This window comes from Tamlana sedimenti, from assembly GCF_038148895.1.
Lineage (GTDB): Bacteria > Bacteroidota > Bacteroidia > Flavobacteriales > Flavobacteriaceae > Tamlana.
In genome coordinates this window covers 892524-910289 of the sequence record NZ_JBBVGQ010000001.1, presented here as the reverse complement: position 1 = coordinate 910289, position 17766 = coordinate 892524, and the positions used below count along the sequence as shown (strand labels likewise).

The 17766-nt window shown below is 36.4% G+C and carries 18 protein-coding genes and 1 tRNA gene; 13 read left to right on the top strand and 6 right to left on the bottom strand.

Going from position 1 to position 17766, the window contains the following annotated elements; all coding sequences use genetic code 11:
- Positions 1–88: 88 nt before the first annotated feature.
- On the bottom strand, positions 89–1159 hold the full coding sequence (gene pdxA / locus WJN01_RS03950; RefSeq protein ID WP_445195853.1) for a 4-hydroxythreonine-4-phosphate dehydrogenase PdxA: 1071 nt from the start codon (positions 1157–1159) through the stop codon (positions 89–91).
- Between the two features lie 75 nt (positions 1160–1234).
- Between pdxA and WJN01_RS03945 the strand changes: the two genes are divergently transcribed.
- On the top strand, positions 1235–1834 hold the full coding sequence (locus WJN01_RS03945) for a riboflavin synthase (protein WP_445195852.1): 600 nt from the start codon (positions 1235–1237) through the stop codon (positions 1832–1834).
- On the opposite strand, the gene WJN01_RS15445 is transcribed toward WJN01_RS03945, so the two are convergent.
- Positions 1827–2033, bottom strand: coding sequence for an Fjoh_0651 family PID-CTERM protein (locus tag WJN01_RS15445; RefSeq protein WP_508493500.1), 207 nt, complete (start codon positions 2031–2033; stop codon positions 1827–1829). The genes WJN01_RS03945 and WJN01_RS15445 overlap by 8 nt on opposite strands.
- 399 nt (positions 2034–2432) lie before the next feature.
- Here WJN01_RS15445 and dcm point away from each other — a divergent pair, with 399 nt between their 5' ends.
- The 3 genes from dcm (at position 2433) to WJN01_RS03930 (ending at position 5255) form a co-directional block, all read left to right on the top strand.
- The gene (dcm, locus tag WJN01_RS03940) at positions 2433–3662 is read left to right on the top strand and encodes a DNA (cytosine-5-)-methyltransferase (protein WP_445195851.1); all 1230 of its coding nucleotides are present in this window, start codon (positions 2433–2435) and stop codon (positions 3660–3662) included.
- Positions 3662–4285, top strand: coding sequence for a hypothetical protein (locus WJN01_RS03935; RefSeq protein WP_445195850.1), 624 nt, complete (start codon positions 3662–3664; stop codon positions 4283–4285). The genes dcm and WJN01_RS03935 overlap by 1 nt, the downstream gene beginning before the upstream one ends.
- Positions 4286–4370: 85 nt before the next feature.
- Positions 4371–5255, top strand: coding sequence for a carbohydrate kinase family protein (locus WJN01_RS03930; protein ID WP_445195849.1), 885 nt, complete (start codon positions 4371–4373; stop codon positions 5253–5255).
- A 37-nt stretch (positions 5256–5292) separates the two neighbouring features.
- Here the strand turns inward: WJN01_RS03930 and WJN01_RS03925 are convergent.
- Both WJN01_RS03925 and mce read right to left on the bottom strand, forming a co-directional pair.
- Positions 5293–5366: transfer RNA gene (locus WJN01_RS03925), tRNA-Ile, on the bottom strand.
- 49 nt (positions 5367–5415) lie between these two features.
- Positions 5416–5820 carry a methylmalonyl-CoA epimerase gene (gene mce / locus WJN01_RS03920; protein ID WP_445195848.1) on the bottom strand — a complete coding sequence of 135 codons (405 nt, stop codon included), beginning with the start codon at positions 5818–5820 and terminating at the stop codon, positions 5416–5418.
- Between the two features lie 160 nt (positions 5821–5980).
- On the opposite strand from mce, the gene rbfA reads away from it, so the two are divergent.
- Together rbfA and WJN01_RS03910 are read left to right on the top strand one after the other, a co-directional pair.
- Complete coding sequence (gene rbfA / locus WJN01_RS03915; RefSeq protein WP_445195847.1) at positions 5981–6376, top strand: 30S ribosome-binding factor RbfA; 396 nt, start codon at positions 5981–5983, stop codon at positions 6374–6376.
- Position 6377: 1 nt separating this feature from the next.
- Positions 6378–7583, top strand: a complete 1206-nt coding sequence (locus WJN01_RS03910; protein WP_445195846.1) for an ABC transporter permease — start codon at positions 6378–6380, stop codon at positions 7581–7583.
- Between the two features lie 84 nt (positions 7584–7667).
- Here the strand turns inward: WJN01_RS03910 and dusB are convergent, their stop codons facing one another.
- Positions 7668–8663 (bottom strand): tRNA dihydrouridine synthase DusB, encoded by a 996-nt coding sequence (gene dusB / locus WJN01_RS03905; RefSeq protein ID WP_445195845.1) that lies wholly within the window; start codon positions 8661–8663, stop codon positions 7668–7670.
- A gap of 206 nt (positions 8664–8869) precedes the next feature.
- Here dusB and WJN01_RS03900 point away from each other — a divergent pair, with 206 nt between their 5' ends.
- The 5 genes from WJN01_RS03900 to WJN01_RS03880 are packed head-to-tail and all read left to right on the top strand — an operon-like array spanning position 8870 to position 11955.
- Entirely contained in the window at positions 8870–9406 is a 537-nt protein-coding gene (locus tag WJN01_RS03900; protein ID WP_445195844.1) for a hypothetical protein, read from the top strand.
- An 11-nt stretch (positions 9407–9417) separates the two neighbouring features.
- Positions 9418–10161: a prolipoprotein diacylglyceryl transferase gene (locus tag WJN01_RS03895; protein WP_445195843.1), complete on the top strand. Its 744-nt coding sequence runs from the start codon at positions 9418–9420 to the stop codon at positions 10159–10161.
- On the top strand, positions 10151–11545 hold the full coding sequence (locus WJN01_RS03890; RefSeq protein WP_445195842.1) for a radical SAM protein: 1395 nt from the start codon (positions 10151–10153) through the stop codon (positions 11543–11545). The genes WJN01_RS03895 and WJN01_RS03890 overlap by 11 nt, the downstream gene beginning before the upstream one ends.
- Positions 11542–11745: a hypothetical protein gene (locus tag WJN01_RS03885; protein WP_445195841.1), complete on the top strand. Its 204-nt coding sequence runs from the start codon at positions 11542–11544 to the stop codon at positions 11743–11745. Before WJN01_RS03890 ends, WJN01_RS03885 begins: the two co-directional genes overlap by 4 nt.
- A 9-nt stretch (positions 11746–11754) precedes the next feature.
- Positions 11755–11955: a hypothetical protein gene (locus tag WJN01_RS03880; protein WP_445195840.1), complete on the top strand. Its 201-nt coding sequence runs from the start codon at positions 11755–11757 to the stop codon at positions 11953–11955.
- A 26-nt stretch (positions 11956–11981) separates the two neighbouring features.
- Here WJN01_RS03880 and WJN01_RS03875 read toward each other — a convergent pair whose 3' ends face one another.
- Positions 11982–14423 (bottom strand): hypothetical protein, encoded by a 2442-nt coding sequence (locus WJN01_RS03875; protein ID WP_445195839.1) that lies wholly within the window; start codon positions 14421–14423, stop codon positions 11982–11984.
- A gap of 141 nt (positions 14424–14564) precedes the next feature.
- Here WJN01_RS03875 and lepA point away from each other — a divergent pair, with 141 nt between their 5' ends.
- Together lepA and WJN01_RS03865 are read left to right on the top strand one after the other, a co-directional pair.
- Positions 14565–16361: a translation elongation factor 4 gene (gene lepA, locus WJN01_RS03870; RefSeq protein WP_445195838.1), complete on the top strand. Its 1797-nt coding sequence runs from the start codon at positions 14565–14567 to the stop codon at positions 16359–16361.
- 144 nt (positions 16362–16505) lie between these two features.
- Positions 16506–17303 (top strand): hypothetical protein, encoded by a 798-nt coding sequence (locus tag WJN01_RS03865; RefSeq protein WP_445195837.1) that lies wholly within the window; start codon positions 16506–16508, stop codon positions 17301–17303.
- Positions 17304–17766 lie beyond the last annotated feature (463 nt).

Genomic DNA, 17766 nt, shown 5'->3' with positions numbered 1-17766 from the left:
CCTGCAAATATAAAAATTTTTATTTAAGCAGCATGACTTATAAACATTTTTTTGTTTATATCTTCAGCAGGCAAAAACTGAATAAATTTTACCCTCTATCTCGCTCTTTTCTACGTTCTATTTTGGATGATTTTTTCAAAGGATTTGCCGTCAATTCTTCGTAGCTGGTCCTGTTTCTAAAAATTTGAATGGCACTAAAAACGGCTTCCTTAAATGAGTTTTCATCTGCAATGCCTTTACCTGCAATTTCAAAAGCCGTACCGTGATCTGGTGATGTTCTTACCTTATTTAGTCCAGCCGTAAAATTAACACCTTGCCCAAAGGATAAGGTTTTAAAAGGCACCAAGCCCTGATCGTGATAGGCAGCGATGATGGCGTCAAAGTTTTTATAGTTATTTGATCCAAAAAAGCTATCGGCCGCATAGGGGCCAAAAACAAGTTTTCCGTTTTCACGAATTTTGTGCAAGGCCGGCCTTAAAACATCATCATCCTCCCTTCCTATTACACCATTATCTCCTGTATGTGGATTAATGCCCAAAACAGCAATTTTAGGCCTTTCTATTTTAAAATCCTTTTTAAGGGAATCGTAAACTGTGTTTATTTTTTGTTCAATTAGCTTCGGGGTTATATGGCTAGAAATATCCTTAACCGGAACATGGTCCGTAAGCAATCCAACTCTTAAGGTGTCGGTAATCATGAACATTAAGCTTTCTCCTTCAAGTTCTTGTGCCAAATAATCGGTGTGCCCCGGAAATTTAAAGTCTTCAGATTGAATGTTATGCTTGTTTATCGGTGCCGTAACCAAAACATCTATTTCTCCATTTTTTAGGGCTTTGGTAGCAGCAACCAAAGACTTTATGGCATAACCTCCTATTTTAACATCTTCTTTCCCAAATTCAATGTCAACGGGTTCGTTCCAACAATTAAAAACATTTACCTTACCATGAACCAACTGGTTTAAGTTATTAATACTGTTAAAATTTATTTCGGAATTGAAATGTGTTTTGTAGAAAGTCATTGCTTTTATGGAAGCAAAAATTACTGGAGTACAAAAATCCAGCATTCTGGGGTCTTCAAAAGTTTTTAAAACAATCTCTCCCCCAATACCATTTAAGTCGCCTATTGATATTCCTACTATTATATTTTCTGGTTGTTTCATGAAAATGACAACTATTGTTCGTAATTTTGAAAATGCTTTTTATTGGCAAATTTAACTAAATAAACAGACAATAATATGTTTACTGGAATTATTGAAGATATTGGAGTGGTTTCTAACCTAAAAAGGGAGTTTGACAATCTTCACATCTCCATTAAGAGCGATATAACTTCTGAATTAAAAATAGACCAAAGTGTAGCCCACAATGGAGTTTGCTTGACTGTTATTGACATAAACAACGACCAATACACGGTAACAGCAATAAAAGAAACTTTAGATAAAACCAACCTTGGTAAGTTACAAATTAATGATCAAGTAAATTTAGAACGTGCAATGAAACTCGGCGACAGGCTTGATGGGCATATTGTACAAGGCCATGTGGACCAAACTGCTGTTTGCACAGAAATAAAAGAAGAAAAAGGCAGTTGGGTTTTTACCTTCAATTATAACACTTCATTAAACAACATTACTATTGAAAAGGGCTCCATAACAGTAAACGGAACAAGTTTAACCGTTGTAAACTCTAAAAAAGACGCTTTTAGTGTGGCCATTATTCCTTACACTTTTAAGCATACTAATTTCAATACATTTAAGATTGGAACTGTTGTAAACTTGGAATTTGATGTTTTGGGAAAATACGTTGCTAAATTGGTAGAGCTGGATAAAATACCTAGCTAATTTCTCTTTTGAAAACCAATTTTTTTACCCCGTAAAATAAAGCGAATACCATACCAAATAAAATTCCCCCATCTATAGGAAAACCAGGTGGTGGCGGAGGTCCTGGTGGTGGCGGAATTGGCCCTCCCTGAGCGGCACATACAAAACTTATTAATACAAATAAGATTGAGGCAAGTATTCTTTTATATTGTATTGTCATCTGGGTCACAAATGTATGAAAAAAAGCGAGGGCACAAAATTTTTTAAAATTTATTGCACAAAAAACATCTATAAAATGCAAATATAATCGACGAAATGCATCTTATCTGATTTCAATGATTTTTCGCAAACTGTAACTTTTCTCATGAAAAAGCACTTCAAAAAACAATCCCTCCTTTTTCAGTCTGTAAAACAAATATATACATATTTTGATTTAATTTTAAAAACGAATTTAAGGATACTATATTTTGTTGTTAACATAAAATTCTTTCCCATGTTTCCAGTCATTCTCATCAATGAAAAAAGACGTTAATAATAATTTGATAAAAGATTGTTTTATTGGAATAAAGAAGAACAATCATTATTTATTTTTGTTTTTTAGTGGTTATAACATTTTTAGATGCCAAAGAACAAATTAAAAGTTGCAGAGTTATTTGCAGGGGTAGGTGGTTTTAGATTGGGCTTGGAAGGGCCAAATTTCGACATAGTTTGGAGCAACCAATGGGAACCTTCAACAAAAACACAACACGCTTCAATGGTATATGAAGCCCGCTTTGGAAATGACAACCACAGCAATGAAGACATTGCAACAGTACCAACATCAAATATTCCTGATCACGATTTACTGGTCGGTGGGTTTCCTTGTCAAGATTATTCAGTAGCAACAACATTGCAAAATTCCAAAGGATTAAAAGGGAAAAAAGGTGTGCTTTGGTGGTCTATCCATAGGATTTTGGAAGATAAGGAAAACAAGCCCAAATACCTCTTTTTGGAAAATGTAGACCGTCTTTTAAAATCACCATCAAAACAGCGCGGAAGGGATTTTGCCGTGATGTTACAAAGTCTAAATGAATTAGGTTACGCCGTGGAATGGCGTGTTATCAATGCAGCAGATTATGGAATGCCACAACGAAGACGCCGTATATTTTTTATTGGCTATCATAAATCATCTGTTGTTTACAATAAAATTGAAGAATCAAACAAACTTAATTGGCTTAGGCAAGAAGGAACGATAGCCAATGCATTTCCAGTTGAAGCTACTGAGCAATTGGAAGAGGTTGAACTTCAAGGGAACTTGGTTGAAATAACCAAAAATTTCAACAAAAATGGAACAATATCACCATTTCTAAACACCGGTCTTCTTATAAATGGAAAAGTTTACACCACTAAAACACAGTCAAAATACAATGGGAAACGTACGTTTTTAGGTGATGTTTTACAAAATGGCGAAGTAACTCCTGAGTTTTTTATAAACGAAAAGGACCAGCCAAAATGGGAGTATTTAAAAGGATCGAAAAAGGAAAAACGAAAAACGAAAGAGGGTTTTGAATATAATTATAGCGAGGGCGCCATGGTTTACCCAGATGCCTTGAACAATGCGTCGCGCACCATAATAACAGGTGAAGGAGGAAAATCGCCCTCAAGATTTAAACATGTTGTATCTTCCGATAGAGGCCTTAGGCGATTAACGCCTGTTGAGTTGGAACGGCTCAACATGTTTCCAGACAACCATACAAAACTAGATGGCATTTCCGATACCAAACGTGCCTTTTTTATGGGCAACGCCCTTGTTGTAGGCGTTGTGAAAAAAATTGGCGAAGCACTTTACAACCAAATAAATCAAGTATAGTGTCAAGTTTTCAGTTTGATTTAAACCAAGAGCAAATACTAAACAGGTATTTAGACCTTGTTTATGAATCAAAAAAACTGAAGTTTGAACGTATTGCCGATCTTGAGCAACAACACAGAGGCATAGATGTTATCATCGTCCATAATTCTAAAAGTTATTTAATTGACGAAAAAGCCCAGTTGCACTACATCAATAAAGATTTGCCCACCTTTACTTTTGAACTTTCATATTTAAATAAGAACAATGAGTTAAAGGAAGGTTGGCTGTTTGATGGCAACAAACAAACACAATATTACTTTTTGGTAACCGGAATATTTTTAAAAAACAAGAAAACCAAATTGCAAAATATTGATGATATTGGAACGGTAAAAATAACCAGCGTTAACAGAAAAAAACTCTTAAAATATCTTGCAGCCATTGGTTTGCCAAGAACCAAACTTGAGGAGTATGATTACGATATAAGAACGTCCAATAGTTTTGGAAAAAATATAATTCCGGAATTAGATGGAAAAAAAAGCGGTTTAATTTACTATACCGAACATCTCCCTGAAAAGCCGGTCAATTTACAGTTGCGATTGAAGCATCTCATTGATTGCCATGTTGCCAAAAAATTCCATGGTTGATTGCCCATACCGTTTTTCGTTTACTATTTTTGAGAGACCAAACTCCTAAAAAGACGGTTACGAATTAAATCTAAAGTTTGATTTTATGAGCAAAATAATATGTTTTGGGGAAGTGCTGTGGGATGTGTTTCCGAAACAAAAAAAGATAGGCGGGGCGCCCTTAAACGTTGCCAGTAGGTTAAGTTCGTTTGGTAATGAGGTGGCTATGATAAGTGCTATTGGGGCAGACGACTGGGGCGAAAAGCTATTGCACTACCTTAACGAAAACAAAATAAGTACAGCGCATGTGCAGATATTGCACAAGTACAAAACAGGAAAGGTTAAAGTGAGTCTAGACGGAAAAGGTTCGGCGACATACAATATTAAACAACCCCGAGCGTGGGACAAAATTCTCCTGACAGATGAAGCCCTAGAGTTAGTCAAAAAAGCCGATGCCCTTGTTTTTGGAAGTTTGGCTGCTCGGGACGAAACTTCAAAAAATACGCTTTATAGCCTTGTAGAGTCAGCCAAATATAAAATTTTTGACCTTAATTTAAGGCCGCCCCATTACTCCAAAGAGGTAATTTTTCATTTAATGAACGAAGCTGATTTTATAAAATTTAATGACGACGAACTTTATGAAGTCAGTAATTTAATGGGCTCTAAATTCAACTCATTGGAGCAAAACCTAAAATACATTGCCGAAAAAACTAATACCGAACATATTTGTGTTACCAAAGGGTCTCATGGTGCGGTTTTATTGTACAATGGCAAACTATACTACAATAGTGGTTATTTGATAAAGGTGGTGGATACCGTTGGGGCGGGCGATTCCTTTTTGGGGTCGCTAATTAGCCAATTATTAAACAATACCGAACCGCAAAAAGCCATAGACTTTGCTTGTGCAGTTGGTGCTTTGGTGGCCCAAAGTGAAGGGGCTAACCCTAAGATTTCTAGTGAAGACATAGAACGGTTTATAAACCCGAAATAAAACAAAAAGCCTTTCAGAATTCTGAAAGGCTTTTTTGTGGTCCCACCTGGGCTCGAACCAGGGACTTTCTGATTATGAGTCAGATACTCTAACCAACTGAGTTATAGGACCGAAATTGGAGTGCAATATTACTACTTATTTTAAAACCCTACAAGAAAAATTATTCCTTTATATCTTGGCACAATTCAATTAAAACGCCGTTTGCAGATTTTGGGTGCAAAAAGGCTACCAGCTTGTTATCGGCTCCCTTTTTTGGTTCTTCATTTAAAACCTTAAAGCCTTCTTTTTTAAGGCGCTCAATCTCATATTTTATGTCTTCAACATCAAAGGCAATGTGGTGAATGCCCTCGCCTTTTTTATCAATAAACTTGGCTATGGCGCTATCTTCGTTTGTGGCTTCCAAAAGCTCAATTTTGTTTTCTCCTACCTTAAAAAAAGAAGTGTTTACGCCTTCACTTTTAACTTCCTCAATTTTATAATGCGGTTCGCCAAAGAGTTTGGAAAACAAGGCATTGGAATCCTTAAGATTCTTAACCGCAATGCCAATATGTTCAATTTTGTTCATTTAAATGGTCTTTTTGTCAATCCATTGAAAAACGGAATTTTTTTCAGTTTAACCTAAATTAACATCAAAATACGAAAATCGCATTGAAATGTCGCATAATCTTTAAATATCCGTAATTTTGCACCTCAAACCTTTACTGTAGGTTTTAAAAATTAATGTTTTGGAAGAAAGTCAAAGACAAAAAAAAATAGGTTCGGTTTTACAGCAAGATTTGGTTGAAGTGCTGCAAGGCGCTGCTACCCAAGGCGGGATGCGCGGTGTTATAATTTCTGTTTCAAAAGTTAAGGTAACGGTAGATTTGTCCATCGCAAAGGTTTACTTGAGCATTTTCCCGAACGACAAGGGCAAAGAACTACTTAAAGGCATTCGCTCTAACACGCCTTTAATACGACATGAATTGGCACAGCGCACAAAAAACCAATTAAGGCGCATGCCCAATTTGGAGTTTTTTATTGACGATTCTTTGGAATATATAGACAAAATTGAAAAATCTCTCAAAGGTGAAGAAAACCCAATAAAAGACCCCAATATTTTAGATAAAAGAAAAAAATCCTAGATTGAATTTTCCCCTTTATATAGCAAAACGTTACCTGCGCAGTAAAAGCTCGAACAATGCTATTAATTTTATTACCTATATTGCTATTGTTGGCGTTATTTTGGGGGCTGCATCTTTGTTTATTGTGCTTTCCGGATTTGCTGGCCTGAAGGATTTTACCTTGCAATTTTCCACTATTGTTGACCCCGATTTAAAGGCTGAAACAGCTGTTGGCAAATCATTCCTTTTAACTGAAGACGAAATCAATAAACTAGATAAGCTAACTGACATTGCCGAATATTCCAAAATTATTGAAGAACGCGTTTTTATAACCTCTGAAAACAAAAACACGTTGGCGGTTTTGAAAGGCGTTGACGAACATTTTCAAAACGTTGTATCCATAGATTCTGTAATTGATTATGGCGATTGGCTAGAACAAAAATCGAATCAGATTGTAGTAGGTTGGGGCATTTCAAATAGTTTATCGCTTGGCGTGTTGGATTTTACAAACCCAATAAATGTATACGTTCCAAAACCGGGAAAAGGGCAAATAACGTCAACGAAAAATGCATTCAACACCGTTAAAGCTGTAAATGTTGGAGTGTTCTTTATTAACGAAACCTTGAATGACAGCTACATTTATGCGCCCATCGATTTGGCAAGGGAGCTACTTAATTATGAATCTAATCAATTTACTTCTTTAGAGTTTAAGTTGAAGGAAGGTGTTGATGAAGCACAAGTAAAAGCTAATATTCAAACTATTTTTGGAGATAAAGTAATTTTAAAAAACAGAGCCCAACTTAACGATGCCATCTATAAAATGTTGAATACCGAAAACTTGGCCGTTTACCTCATCTTTACTTTGGTTTTAATCATTGCCTTTTTTAACATTATTGGTTCTTTGATTATGATGATTCTGGACAAAAAGCAAAGCCTTGGCACACTTTTTAATATGGGAACCACGGTAAAAGACATTCGTAAAATTTTCTTTTACCAAGGTAGTTTGATGAGTATTGTTGGAGGCCTAATAGGCTTGGTGGTTGCCCTAATTTTGACCATGCTTCAAAAAACCTTCAGTTTGGTTATGATAACGCCTTCGTTACCTTACCCTGTAAACATCAAGATTGAAAACTTTTTTATTGTGTTTTTAACCATTTCCGTTTTGGGCATTGTTACATCAAAAATTGCATCGGTTAGAATTACAAAGTCTTTGGTGCAGCATGTTTAATCTGCGTTAATTCAGAAACAGATTGCCCTTGCCTCTCTCACAATTACTTTTTGTGATAATTCGTGAAATTCGGATGTGAAAAACTTATTCAGTAAACTGATAATCTGAAAAATGCTCCAAAACCTCATCAAAAGCATCAAAAACATCTTTTGAATGGTCGCTGGTTACCATTTTCATGCGGTATTCCTTAAAGTGCGGAATCCCTTTAAAATAGTTGGTGTAATGACGACGGGTTTCAAAAACGCCCAGGGTTTCACCTTTCCAATCTATCGCCATTTGTAAGTGTCGGCGGGCTGCCTCAACACGCTCTTGAATTGAAATTGGTTCTAAATGATCGCCAGTTTTAAAAAAGTGTTTTACCTGCTTAAAAAACCAAGGGTTGCCAATACTAGCGCGGCCAATCATGCAGCCATCTAACCCATACTGGTCGCGCATTTCCATCGCGCGCTCAGGTGTATCTACATCACCATTTCCAAAAACAGGAATGTGCATGCGCGGATTATTTTTTACCTCAGCAATAGGCTTCCAATCGGCATTACCCTTGTACATTTGGGCACGCGTACGCCCGTGAATGGCAATGGCCTTACAACCTACATCTTGTAACCGTTCGGCAACCTCAACAATTTTTATGGAATTGTGGTCCCAACCTAAACGGGTTTTTACTGTTATGGGTATGTTGGTGCGTTTTACCATTTCGGCGGTAAGTTGCTCCATAAGGCACACGTCCTTCAAAATGCCTGCTCCGGCACCTTTGCTCACTACTTTTTTTACAGGACAACCGAAATTAATATCGATGATATCTGGCTTAGACTCGGCCACAATATCAATAGTTTGCAACATACTATCTAAATTGGCTCCAAATATTTGAATACCAACGGGCCGTTCCTTTTCATAGATGTCCAACTTCATAACGCTTTTGACAGCATTACGAATCAACCCTTCGCTGGAAACAAATTCGGTATATACCACATCGGCGCCCTGCTCCTTGCATAGAGCGCGAAATGGCGGGTCGCTAACATCTTCCATAGGCGCTAAAAGCAATGGAAAATCAGGTAGTTCTATATGGTCTATTTTTACCAAAACAAATAATTTGCGTGCAAAAATACAGTATTTTATTCTGACTTTAAAAGAGGGTTATTGGAGAATTTAATCCCTATTCAATTGAAATACGTATATTTAAGCCCAAATCTTAACCTATGAAAGCCCATAATGGGCATTTAACAAATGATGACCAATATTGACTGATATATAAAATATTGATTATTGTGGGTTAACAAACTTATATTATGATGAAAAATAAAGCCCTATTGCTATGCCTCCCTTTTTTATTCCTATTCAATTGTAGCGTGATAGACGAGTTGACCAAATTCGACATGGACTATGAAACAAACTACACGTTAAACCCCGTGCCCATTACCAATGTGCCCGTAAGTTTGAATACCCCAGATATTGAAACAGAATCGGAATCCACTTTTGAAAATAATAACACCAAAAAGGATTTAATTGAAAGCATTAAACTAAAAAGTTTAACAATTAAAATTTCGAGCCCAGAGACGGGTAATTTTAACTTTCTTAAAAGTGTTAGAATAGCCATAAGTACCGAAAATGTTGAAGAAACTGAAGTTGCTTATCTTACGGACATACCAAACAACAATTCAAACAGTATTGACTTGAAGGTTATAGACAAAGAATTAAAGGCCTATTTAAAGGAAGATGTCTTTAAACTACGGGTAACTGCAGTTGCAGACGAAACGACAACCGAAGTTTACGAAGTTGATTTTTTTGCCACTTTTGCCGTTGATGCTAAAATTTTAGGAATTTAATTAACCTTCACTTGCAAATTCCGTTTGAACCTCAAGTATTCGGATATCATGTTAATATCCATTTGATTTTAGAGTACTTGGCGTTCTTTTTGGCGTTTAGGTATTATGTGGTTTTAAGACGAAAGGTTACCGACCATATTTCTACCCTAAACCGTTTATCCATTATTCTTGGTGCCGCTTTGGGCGCATTAATTGGTTCAAGGCTGGTGGGGTTCTTGGAAAATCCATCAATCGGGATTTCTGATGAAAACCTCATCCAACTTTTAAATACCAAAACCATTATGGGTGGGTTGTTTGGAGGTTTGCTCGGCGTAGAATTGGCCAAAAAGATAATAGGCGAACCACAATCGTCAGGCGATTTGTTTGTCTTTCCAATTATTTTGGGCATTTTTATTGGTAGAATTGGTTGTTTTTTATCGGGTATCAATGAGTTTACCTATGGCAAGGAAACGGCTTCTGTTTTTGGCATGGATTTAGGCGATGGCATAATGCGACACCCAACATCACTTTATGAATTAATTTTCCTGATTTTTCTATTTATCTCCCTGAAAACCATTCAAAAAAAGGTTGTTTTAAAAAATGGTGAATTGTTCAAAATTTTCATGCTAAGCTATTTTGGTTTTCGGTTTTTAATAGAATTTTTTAAACCCAATATTTTTTATGTTTTTGGGTTGAGTTCCATTCAAATTTTATGTGTACTTTGTTGGTTGTATTATTCAAAATTCATCCTTCAAAAACTTAAAAATGCCTACTAGAAAGTACACCTATTATGATTTTACTCTAAGCCTTTGTCCTGAGTGTTTGCAACGTGTTGATGCCAAAATTGTTTTTGAAGACAGCAACGTATACATGCTTAAACGATGTAACGAACACGGTAATAGTAAAGTACTTATAGCAGACGATGTTGACTATTATAAAAACATACGCAACTACAACAAACCCAGTGAAACACCTTATACCTTTAACACCAAAACACACTACGGTTGCCCCTACGATTGCGGTTTATGCCCAGACCACGAGCAGCACAGTTGTTTAACGGTGATTGAAGTAACCGACCGTTGTAATTTAACCTGCCCTACTTGTTATGCGGGCTCGTCGCCAACTTATGGCAGACACAGAACTTTAGATGAGGTGAAGGCGATGCTAGATGCTATTGTCAAAAATGAAAAAGAACCTGATGTAGTACAAATTAGTGGTGGCGAACCCACAATTCACCCCCAGTTTTGGGAGATTTTAGATTATGCAAAGTCGTTGCCTATTAGGCACTTAATGCTGAATACCAACGGGATAAAAATTGCTAAAGATGTCGCTTTCGCGGAACGGTTAAAAACCTACACACCAGATTTTGAAATCTATTTGCAGTTCGACTCGTTTGAGAATTCTGTTTTGCAGGAATTACGTGGTGCCGATTTGAATGATATAAGAAAACAAGCTTTGGAGCATTTGAATGCATTGAACTTATCGACAACCTTAGTTGTTACGCTTCAAAAAGGATTAAATGATGGCGAAATAGGTAAAATTATAGATTTTGCACTGCAACAAAAATGTGTTCGTGGTGTCACATTTCAACCTACACAAATTGCAGGTCGATTGGAAAATTTTAATCCGGAAACCGACCGGATGACCTTAACGGAGGTGCGTCGAAAAATCTTGGAACAAACCCATATTTTTAACCCAGACGATTTATTGCCTGTGCCCTGTAACCCCGACGCTTTGGTTATGGGTTATGCTTTAAAATTGGGCGGTGAAGTGTTTCCATTAACGCGATATATCAATCCAAACGACTTATTGGACAACAGTAAAAACACTATTATTTATGAGCAAGATGAGCAACTAAAAGGAAAAATGATTGAACTTTTTAGCACGGGCAATTCGGTGGAAGTGGCCGAAGAAAACCTAAAAAGCATCATGTGCTGTTTACCAAATATCGATGCACCAAATCTGGGATATGACAATTTATTTCGTATTATTATCATGCAATTTATTGATGCTTACAATTTTGATGTACGCGCCATTAAAAAATCGTGTGTTCATATTGTAGACAAAGACAATAAAATAATTCCTTTTGAAACGATGAACTTGTTTTACAGGGATGATAAAAAGCAACATTTGCAAGAACTTAAAAAAGAGCTTACATGATAGGGCTATTACTTGAAGGTGGAGATTATTTGTGGCTCATTCTTTTAATGTTGCTACTGGCGTTTGGCATACCCATCATTTTAGTCATTCTCGGTATTGCCTTCAGAAACAAAAATAAAAAAGCTTCAAAATATTTATTGATTGCTGCAGTAGTTTATGTTTTAATTGGTTTGGGCATTTGCGGTAGTATGATGCTCTAAAAATAAAAAATGACACGTTTTTTAGAAGTGAATTTAGATGGTTTGATTTATATCCTTTTGGCAATTCTATTCGGCCCCGCTATTTTGTTGACCATTGTTGGTTTCATGCTCAGAAAAAACAATAAAAAAACGGCTAAAGTCTTTTTTATCTTAGCCGCAGTTTATGTTATTGTAAGCCTAGGCGTTTGTGGCAGTATGATGCTTTCTTAAATTTTCCGCTTAATTCAAAAAACTGACTATTTTTCAATGGTATAAAACACCTTTTTAACCACCGGAATGCCTGTGGCCGTTATACCCTCTAAAGTCACTTTTGCCTTAGTTGGTATAACACTATTGTAAAAGGTTTCTCTGGCATTGCCTGTGGCGTCTGGGTGTACATAAGGGTTCCAATAAATAGTATTTCTTACTGCTGCCTTGTTACCCCATTCATCTTTTTCTTCCTCAGGATTTGGTGAATAAAAAATACGTGCACTATAAAAGCCTTCAATTTCTTTATTAACAGAATGGAATACTTTTTTTGGCTGATTGCTTATAGTTCCTGTTTTGGTATAAATCAAAATAACACCGTTACCGCCTCTTGACCCAAAAAGGGCAGCACTCGGACCTTTAAAGGCTTCTATTTTGGCCACGTCATCTACATTCATGCTTCTTACAATATCTTGGTCGTACTCCGAACCATCGACTAAAATCATAGCTGGAGCTCCGCCAAACCGCATAAACCCTAGGGTGTCTCCAAAAGACATCCCTGGTAAAGTATTTTGAATAAACAAAAACATGTTGTTGAAATACGGCGTTTTATCATCTACCACATAAGTGTTGTCGGCCATACCATATAAACTTTCAGGGCCTTCTGGTTTTTTCTTTGCGACAATTTCAACTTCGTCTAAAATGTTCTCAGGGGCAATACCGTTGGTTAAAAACTTTTTGTACACGTGTTCAGATAAGGCCTGCTTTACTGAATCTGTTTTGGGCAAATTAATTTCATCCTTACTGTAGTTAGTAGGCAATGGCTCCTTATCAAATTCATCTGCGATAAGCTCGCCCCTAGCTTTTCCTTTTTCGTTCCTTGAGTTTAAAAACATTTTCGTTTTACCAAAAAACACAAGGTCTTTAAACTTAAAAACACCCAATGTATCAGTTTGTGTATCATGAATGTTCATTCCGCTTTCAGCCATTAAAACCAAGTTAACATTTTGGTCTGCTTTGGGTTTTTCTCCTAAAAGCTGCCCTACTTTGCCAGATATCACAAATCCATTTTCGGCTTTGTACGATATCGTGTCCTTTGGTTGGGGTATAGTTTTCCATAGAAAATTACGCCAGCCTTGGGTTAAGAGCAATAAATCTAAATTTTGCAGTCTTCTTTTATTGCTTTTGTCAAAATAATAGCCTGGGTTGTTCACTTTTCCTCGGATATCAGATTCCAACAAAAAATTGGAACAGATGTTTGTGCCCAAATCTTTATCGGTTTTCATGCCGTTCATATCGGTAACACTCAGTGAAAAACTTGCTGGAACGCCTTCACCTGTATTGGACTTTGAAGACACATTGACTTCTACCATCTCTTCGGGTTTATAACTGGTTTTGTTAGTGGCTAAAGTCACATTGAAATCATGTTCCTTTTCAATGTAAACAAGTCTTTCACTTTGTGGCCTACTAGCATGGTCGTACAGGGTTAGCTGACTGATACCTTCAGGAAAATCGGCATCTGGCAATTCAAAAGAAAGTGTCTTATTAGTTAATGGCTGAGTGCCCGAAAAGTAAGCAACGCCACGTGTTCTGCATATTAAAGTAACTGGTGCATCTGGGTTTTTTAAAAGGGTTTCTTCATTTGTTTTGATGGATATAATGTGCTTGCTATTAAGTTTTTTATGGCTCAACAGATACCCTTGCTGGTTTACTTTTGGCAGTTCTTGCTTTATCTCCATCCCATCTGAAGTTGATATGGTGGCATGATAACTTTTGCCGGCATCGGGGCTAAACTGAAATTTACCCATGCCGTCGTGGGTACTTACAAATAAACTCACCAATGCATTATCAGAGTCAAATACTTTCCCTTTTACTTTTAGTGCGTTTCCATAATTATCAGTTGCTTTAAATGCGACAACGTTAATGGCATTTTCCAACAATGTACCTCCTTCAGGAAAAAAGTTTATTTTTAATATCTCTATTGCTTCATTTCTTTTTGTTCCTTTAGAAAGTTGACTTTTTTTATTTTCAATGCTGTTTCTATCAGTAGCATCTTTAAAAACATCCAGTATTTCAACTTCCTTTTTAAAAACAAAATCTTCGCCATAATTGCGGCTCCAATTCGTGTACGCCCTAATTTGGTATATCCCTGGTTTTACTCCGATAGAATCAGTCAATTTAAAATCACCATGGCCTAACCCATCCTTTATCAAGGTTTTGTTTGTGGCAATAATTTTAGAATCGGGCGAAATGAGATCTACATAAAGTACATTGCCCTTGCTAAACAGTAAATTATTGTAAGCGAAAACCGAATATGCTTTATACCACAAATCTTCTCCTAGAATGTAAATAGATCTATCAGTATGCACGTATATTTTTTCAATATCTGGCAATGATTTTGATTCCTGTGCTTGGGAAAATGAATTGGCTGTAACACCCAAGAGGGCAAAAGTCAATATAAATTTTGCTCTTCTAAAAAATAAGTTCGGCATTAAAAAACTAAGTTATCGGTTTTAGTAGTAAAAATAAGACTTTAAAAACGGCTTTAAGTTTAATTGCCAAAAAAAAATTATACTAAGAACTCATTTAAAAACATCTATATTTGCAAATTATATCGAGGTATAGATTGCTTTATGAAGAACATCAGAAACTTTTGTATTATTGCACATATTGACCACGGAAAGAGTACGCTCGCAGACCGTTTACTGGACCACACAGGTTCTGTAACTGCACGTGAAAAACAAGACCAGCTGTTGGATAATATGGATTTGGAGCGCGAACGTGGCATCACCATAAAATCGCACGCCATACAAATGGATTATGTATTTGAAGGTGAACCTTATGTATTGAACCTGATTGACACGCCTGGTCACGTTGATTTCTCATACGAAGTTTCCAGAAGCATAGCCGCCTGTGAAGGTGCGCTTCTAATTGTTGATGCCGCCCAAAGTATTCAAGCACAAACCATTTCTAATTTATACTTAGCCTTAGAAAATGACTTGGAGATTATTCCTGTGCTTAATAAGGTAGATTTACCAAGTGCAAACCCTGAGGAAGTTACCGACGATATTGTTGATTTATTGGGGTGTAGCCCAGATGAAGTAATTCATGCCAGTGGAAAAACTGGTTATGGGGTAGATAATATTTTAAAAGCGATTATTGAACGTATTCCTGCACCAAAAGGAGACCCAAATGCGCCTTTGCAAGCATTGATTTTCGATTCGGTTTACAACTCGTTTAGAGGTATTGAAACCTATTTTAGAGTTTTTAACGGGGAGATTAAAAAAGGGCAACACATTAAATTTGTGGCCACAGGTAAAGACTATTATGCCGACGAGGTGGGCACTTTAAAACTGAGTCAAGTAGCCAAACAAACTATTAAAACTGGTGATGTGGGCTATTTGATTACGGGCATTAAAACAGCAAAGGAAGTAAAGGTTGGTGATACCATTACCGATTATGCCAATCCTACAAAAAACATTGTTGAAGGTTTTGAGAATGTAAAACCCATGGTTTTTGCTGGTATTTATCCTGTTGACACCGAAGATTACGAAGAGCTTCGCGCATCCATGGAAAAACTACAATTAAACGATGCTTCATTAGTGTTTCAACCGGAGAGTTCTGCTGCATTAGGCTTTGGTTTCCGTTGTGGTTTCCTGGGTATGCTTCACATGGAAATTATCCAAGAACGCCTGGAACGCGAGTTTGATATGACGGTAATTACTACTGTTCCCAACGTATCGTACCATGCTTTTACCAATAAAAATACTGATGAAGTTATTATAGTAAACAACCCATCAGACCTTCCAGAACCAGCAACTTTAAATCGTGTTGAAGAACCTTATATAAAGGCAACCATCATTACAAAATCTGACTTTATTGGTAATGTAATGTCGTTGTGTATTGAAAAACGTGGCATTATCACCAATCAAACTTATCTAACTCCAGAGCGTGTGGAACTGACTTTTGAAATGCCCCTTGCCGAAATAGTATTTGATTTTTACGATAGACTAAAAACCGTTTCAAAAGGATACGCCTCTTTTGATTACCATCCTATTGGTATGAAACCTTCAAAATTGGTTCGATTGGATATTTTACTGAATGCCCAACCCGTTGACGCGCTTTCTGCACTAATTCACGCTGACAATGCGCAAACTATTGGTCGAAAAATGTGTGAAAAGTTGAAAGAATTGATTCCGCGTCAACAATTTGACATTCCTATTCAAGCGGCAATTGGAGCAAAAATTATTTCGCGCGAAACCATTAAGGCCCTTCGAAAAGATGTAACAGCAAAATGTTACGGTGGTGATATTTCACGTAAACGCAAACTTCTTGAAAAGCAGAAAAAGGGTAAAAAACGAATGCGCCAAGTGGGTAATGTTGAGATCCCACAACAAGCGTTTATGGCCGTTTTAAAGCTAAATGATTAGTCTTTTTAAGACGATTGCTTAAGCCCAATCAAGCAAAACTATTGTTTGGTTAAAATAATTGTTGTACCTTTTAATCTCGAAAGCTTCAAATTTTCATGATATTGATGCTGCTTTTTTAGTACGCAACCAATCAAATTATATATTATGAAAACAAAATTACTTCGCTTGGTTTCCCCTTTTCTACTGTTATTATTTTGCTTTAACTCTTATGCGCAATTAGATTATGGTTATGCCGTTAACAATCTAGATTCCACATCAGATTTAATGGCAATGGCAGATCAAACAACCAGTTCCAATTATGGCTTAGGTGAAATACCCGAAGCATTAGATCCCTTCAACTTTATTGAAGCACAAAATCCTCAAACCATCGAGGAAATGGGTAGCGAATTAGAAACCCACGACCCTGCTTCTACCTTTGCTTTTGCAAGAGCTATGCTTGCCTTGGGCGCCGGTTTTGGGTTTGACGACAACCAAACGCTATGGTGTTTAAATGCGGCATATTTTATGCAATTAGCGGTTTTCACTAAAGCGGCTTTGTATGCTTCATTAGGGTTAGTTTATAGTGGTATTAGTACTGATTATTATACCGCTAGTTTTATTGATTTTCAGCTAAGGCTGCTCATGTTCAATCCTCTGTTTCAAAACCATCTTGTACATTTTATGTGGGGGGCTATGATAGCTTATGGCATAGGTGCAGATAAGTTTAAATCTGGCGGAGGTACAACGGACCTCACTAGGCTTACGGCTGCGTTGGTTTTAGGATTGAATATATACCTGACTGCCCGACTGGCATTGATGATACAAACAAATGTTTTTGCGTACCAAAGCCAAACCACAAAACCCGATACAGGTGGAGAGTTTAAGGACAATTATACTTGGGGAGCATTCAATAAAGGCAATGTAATGCTCATTACACTGATATTGTTATTGGGCGGCAGTTAAAAATAATAGACTTTTTATTGTTTGTAAAAAGCCCTCGTATATATTTCCGTGGGCTTTTAAATCTTAAATTCATTTAAAAAGCAATAGGTCTTAATTAAAATTAGATGGATTTCAGCCCGAGTTGAAGGCTCTTTGTTTTTTGATTTTATACCCAAGCTGTATTCATATCAAATCTTAACTTTATTTGTTTGAAAAATTTGAAGTAATTACATGTTTTAATCCAATTTCGTTAATGATAATTTCCCTTAATTGGAATTTTGCCTTATTTTCTTCAAAAAATAAAATTGCCTCAAATTGTTAATAATTATTTTGTATGTTTATAACATAAGAATAAAAACAAAACAACAAACCCTCAAAAAGCCCTTAATTTACTATACTTAAGTGAAATTAAGTTTTTGGAGGCATAGGATTCAAACCCAATAATGGTTATTAACAATTTTATAATTTCCTTACTTTGTTTTGC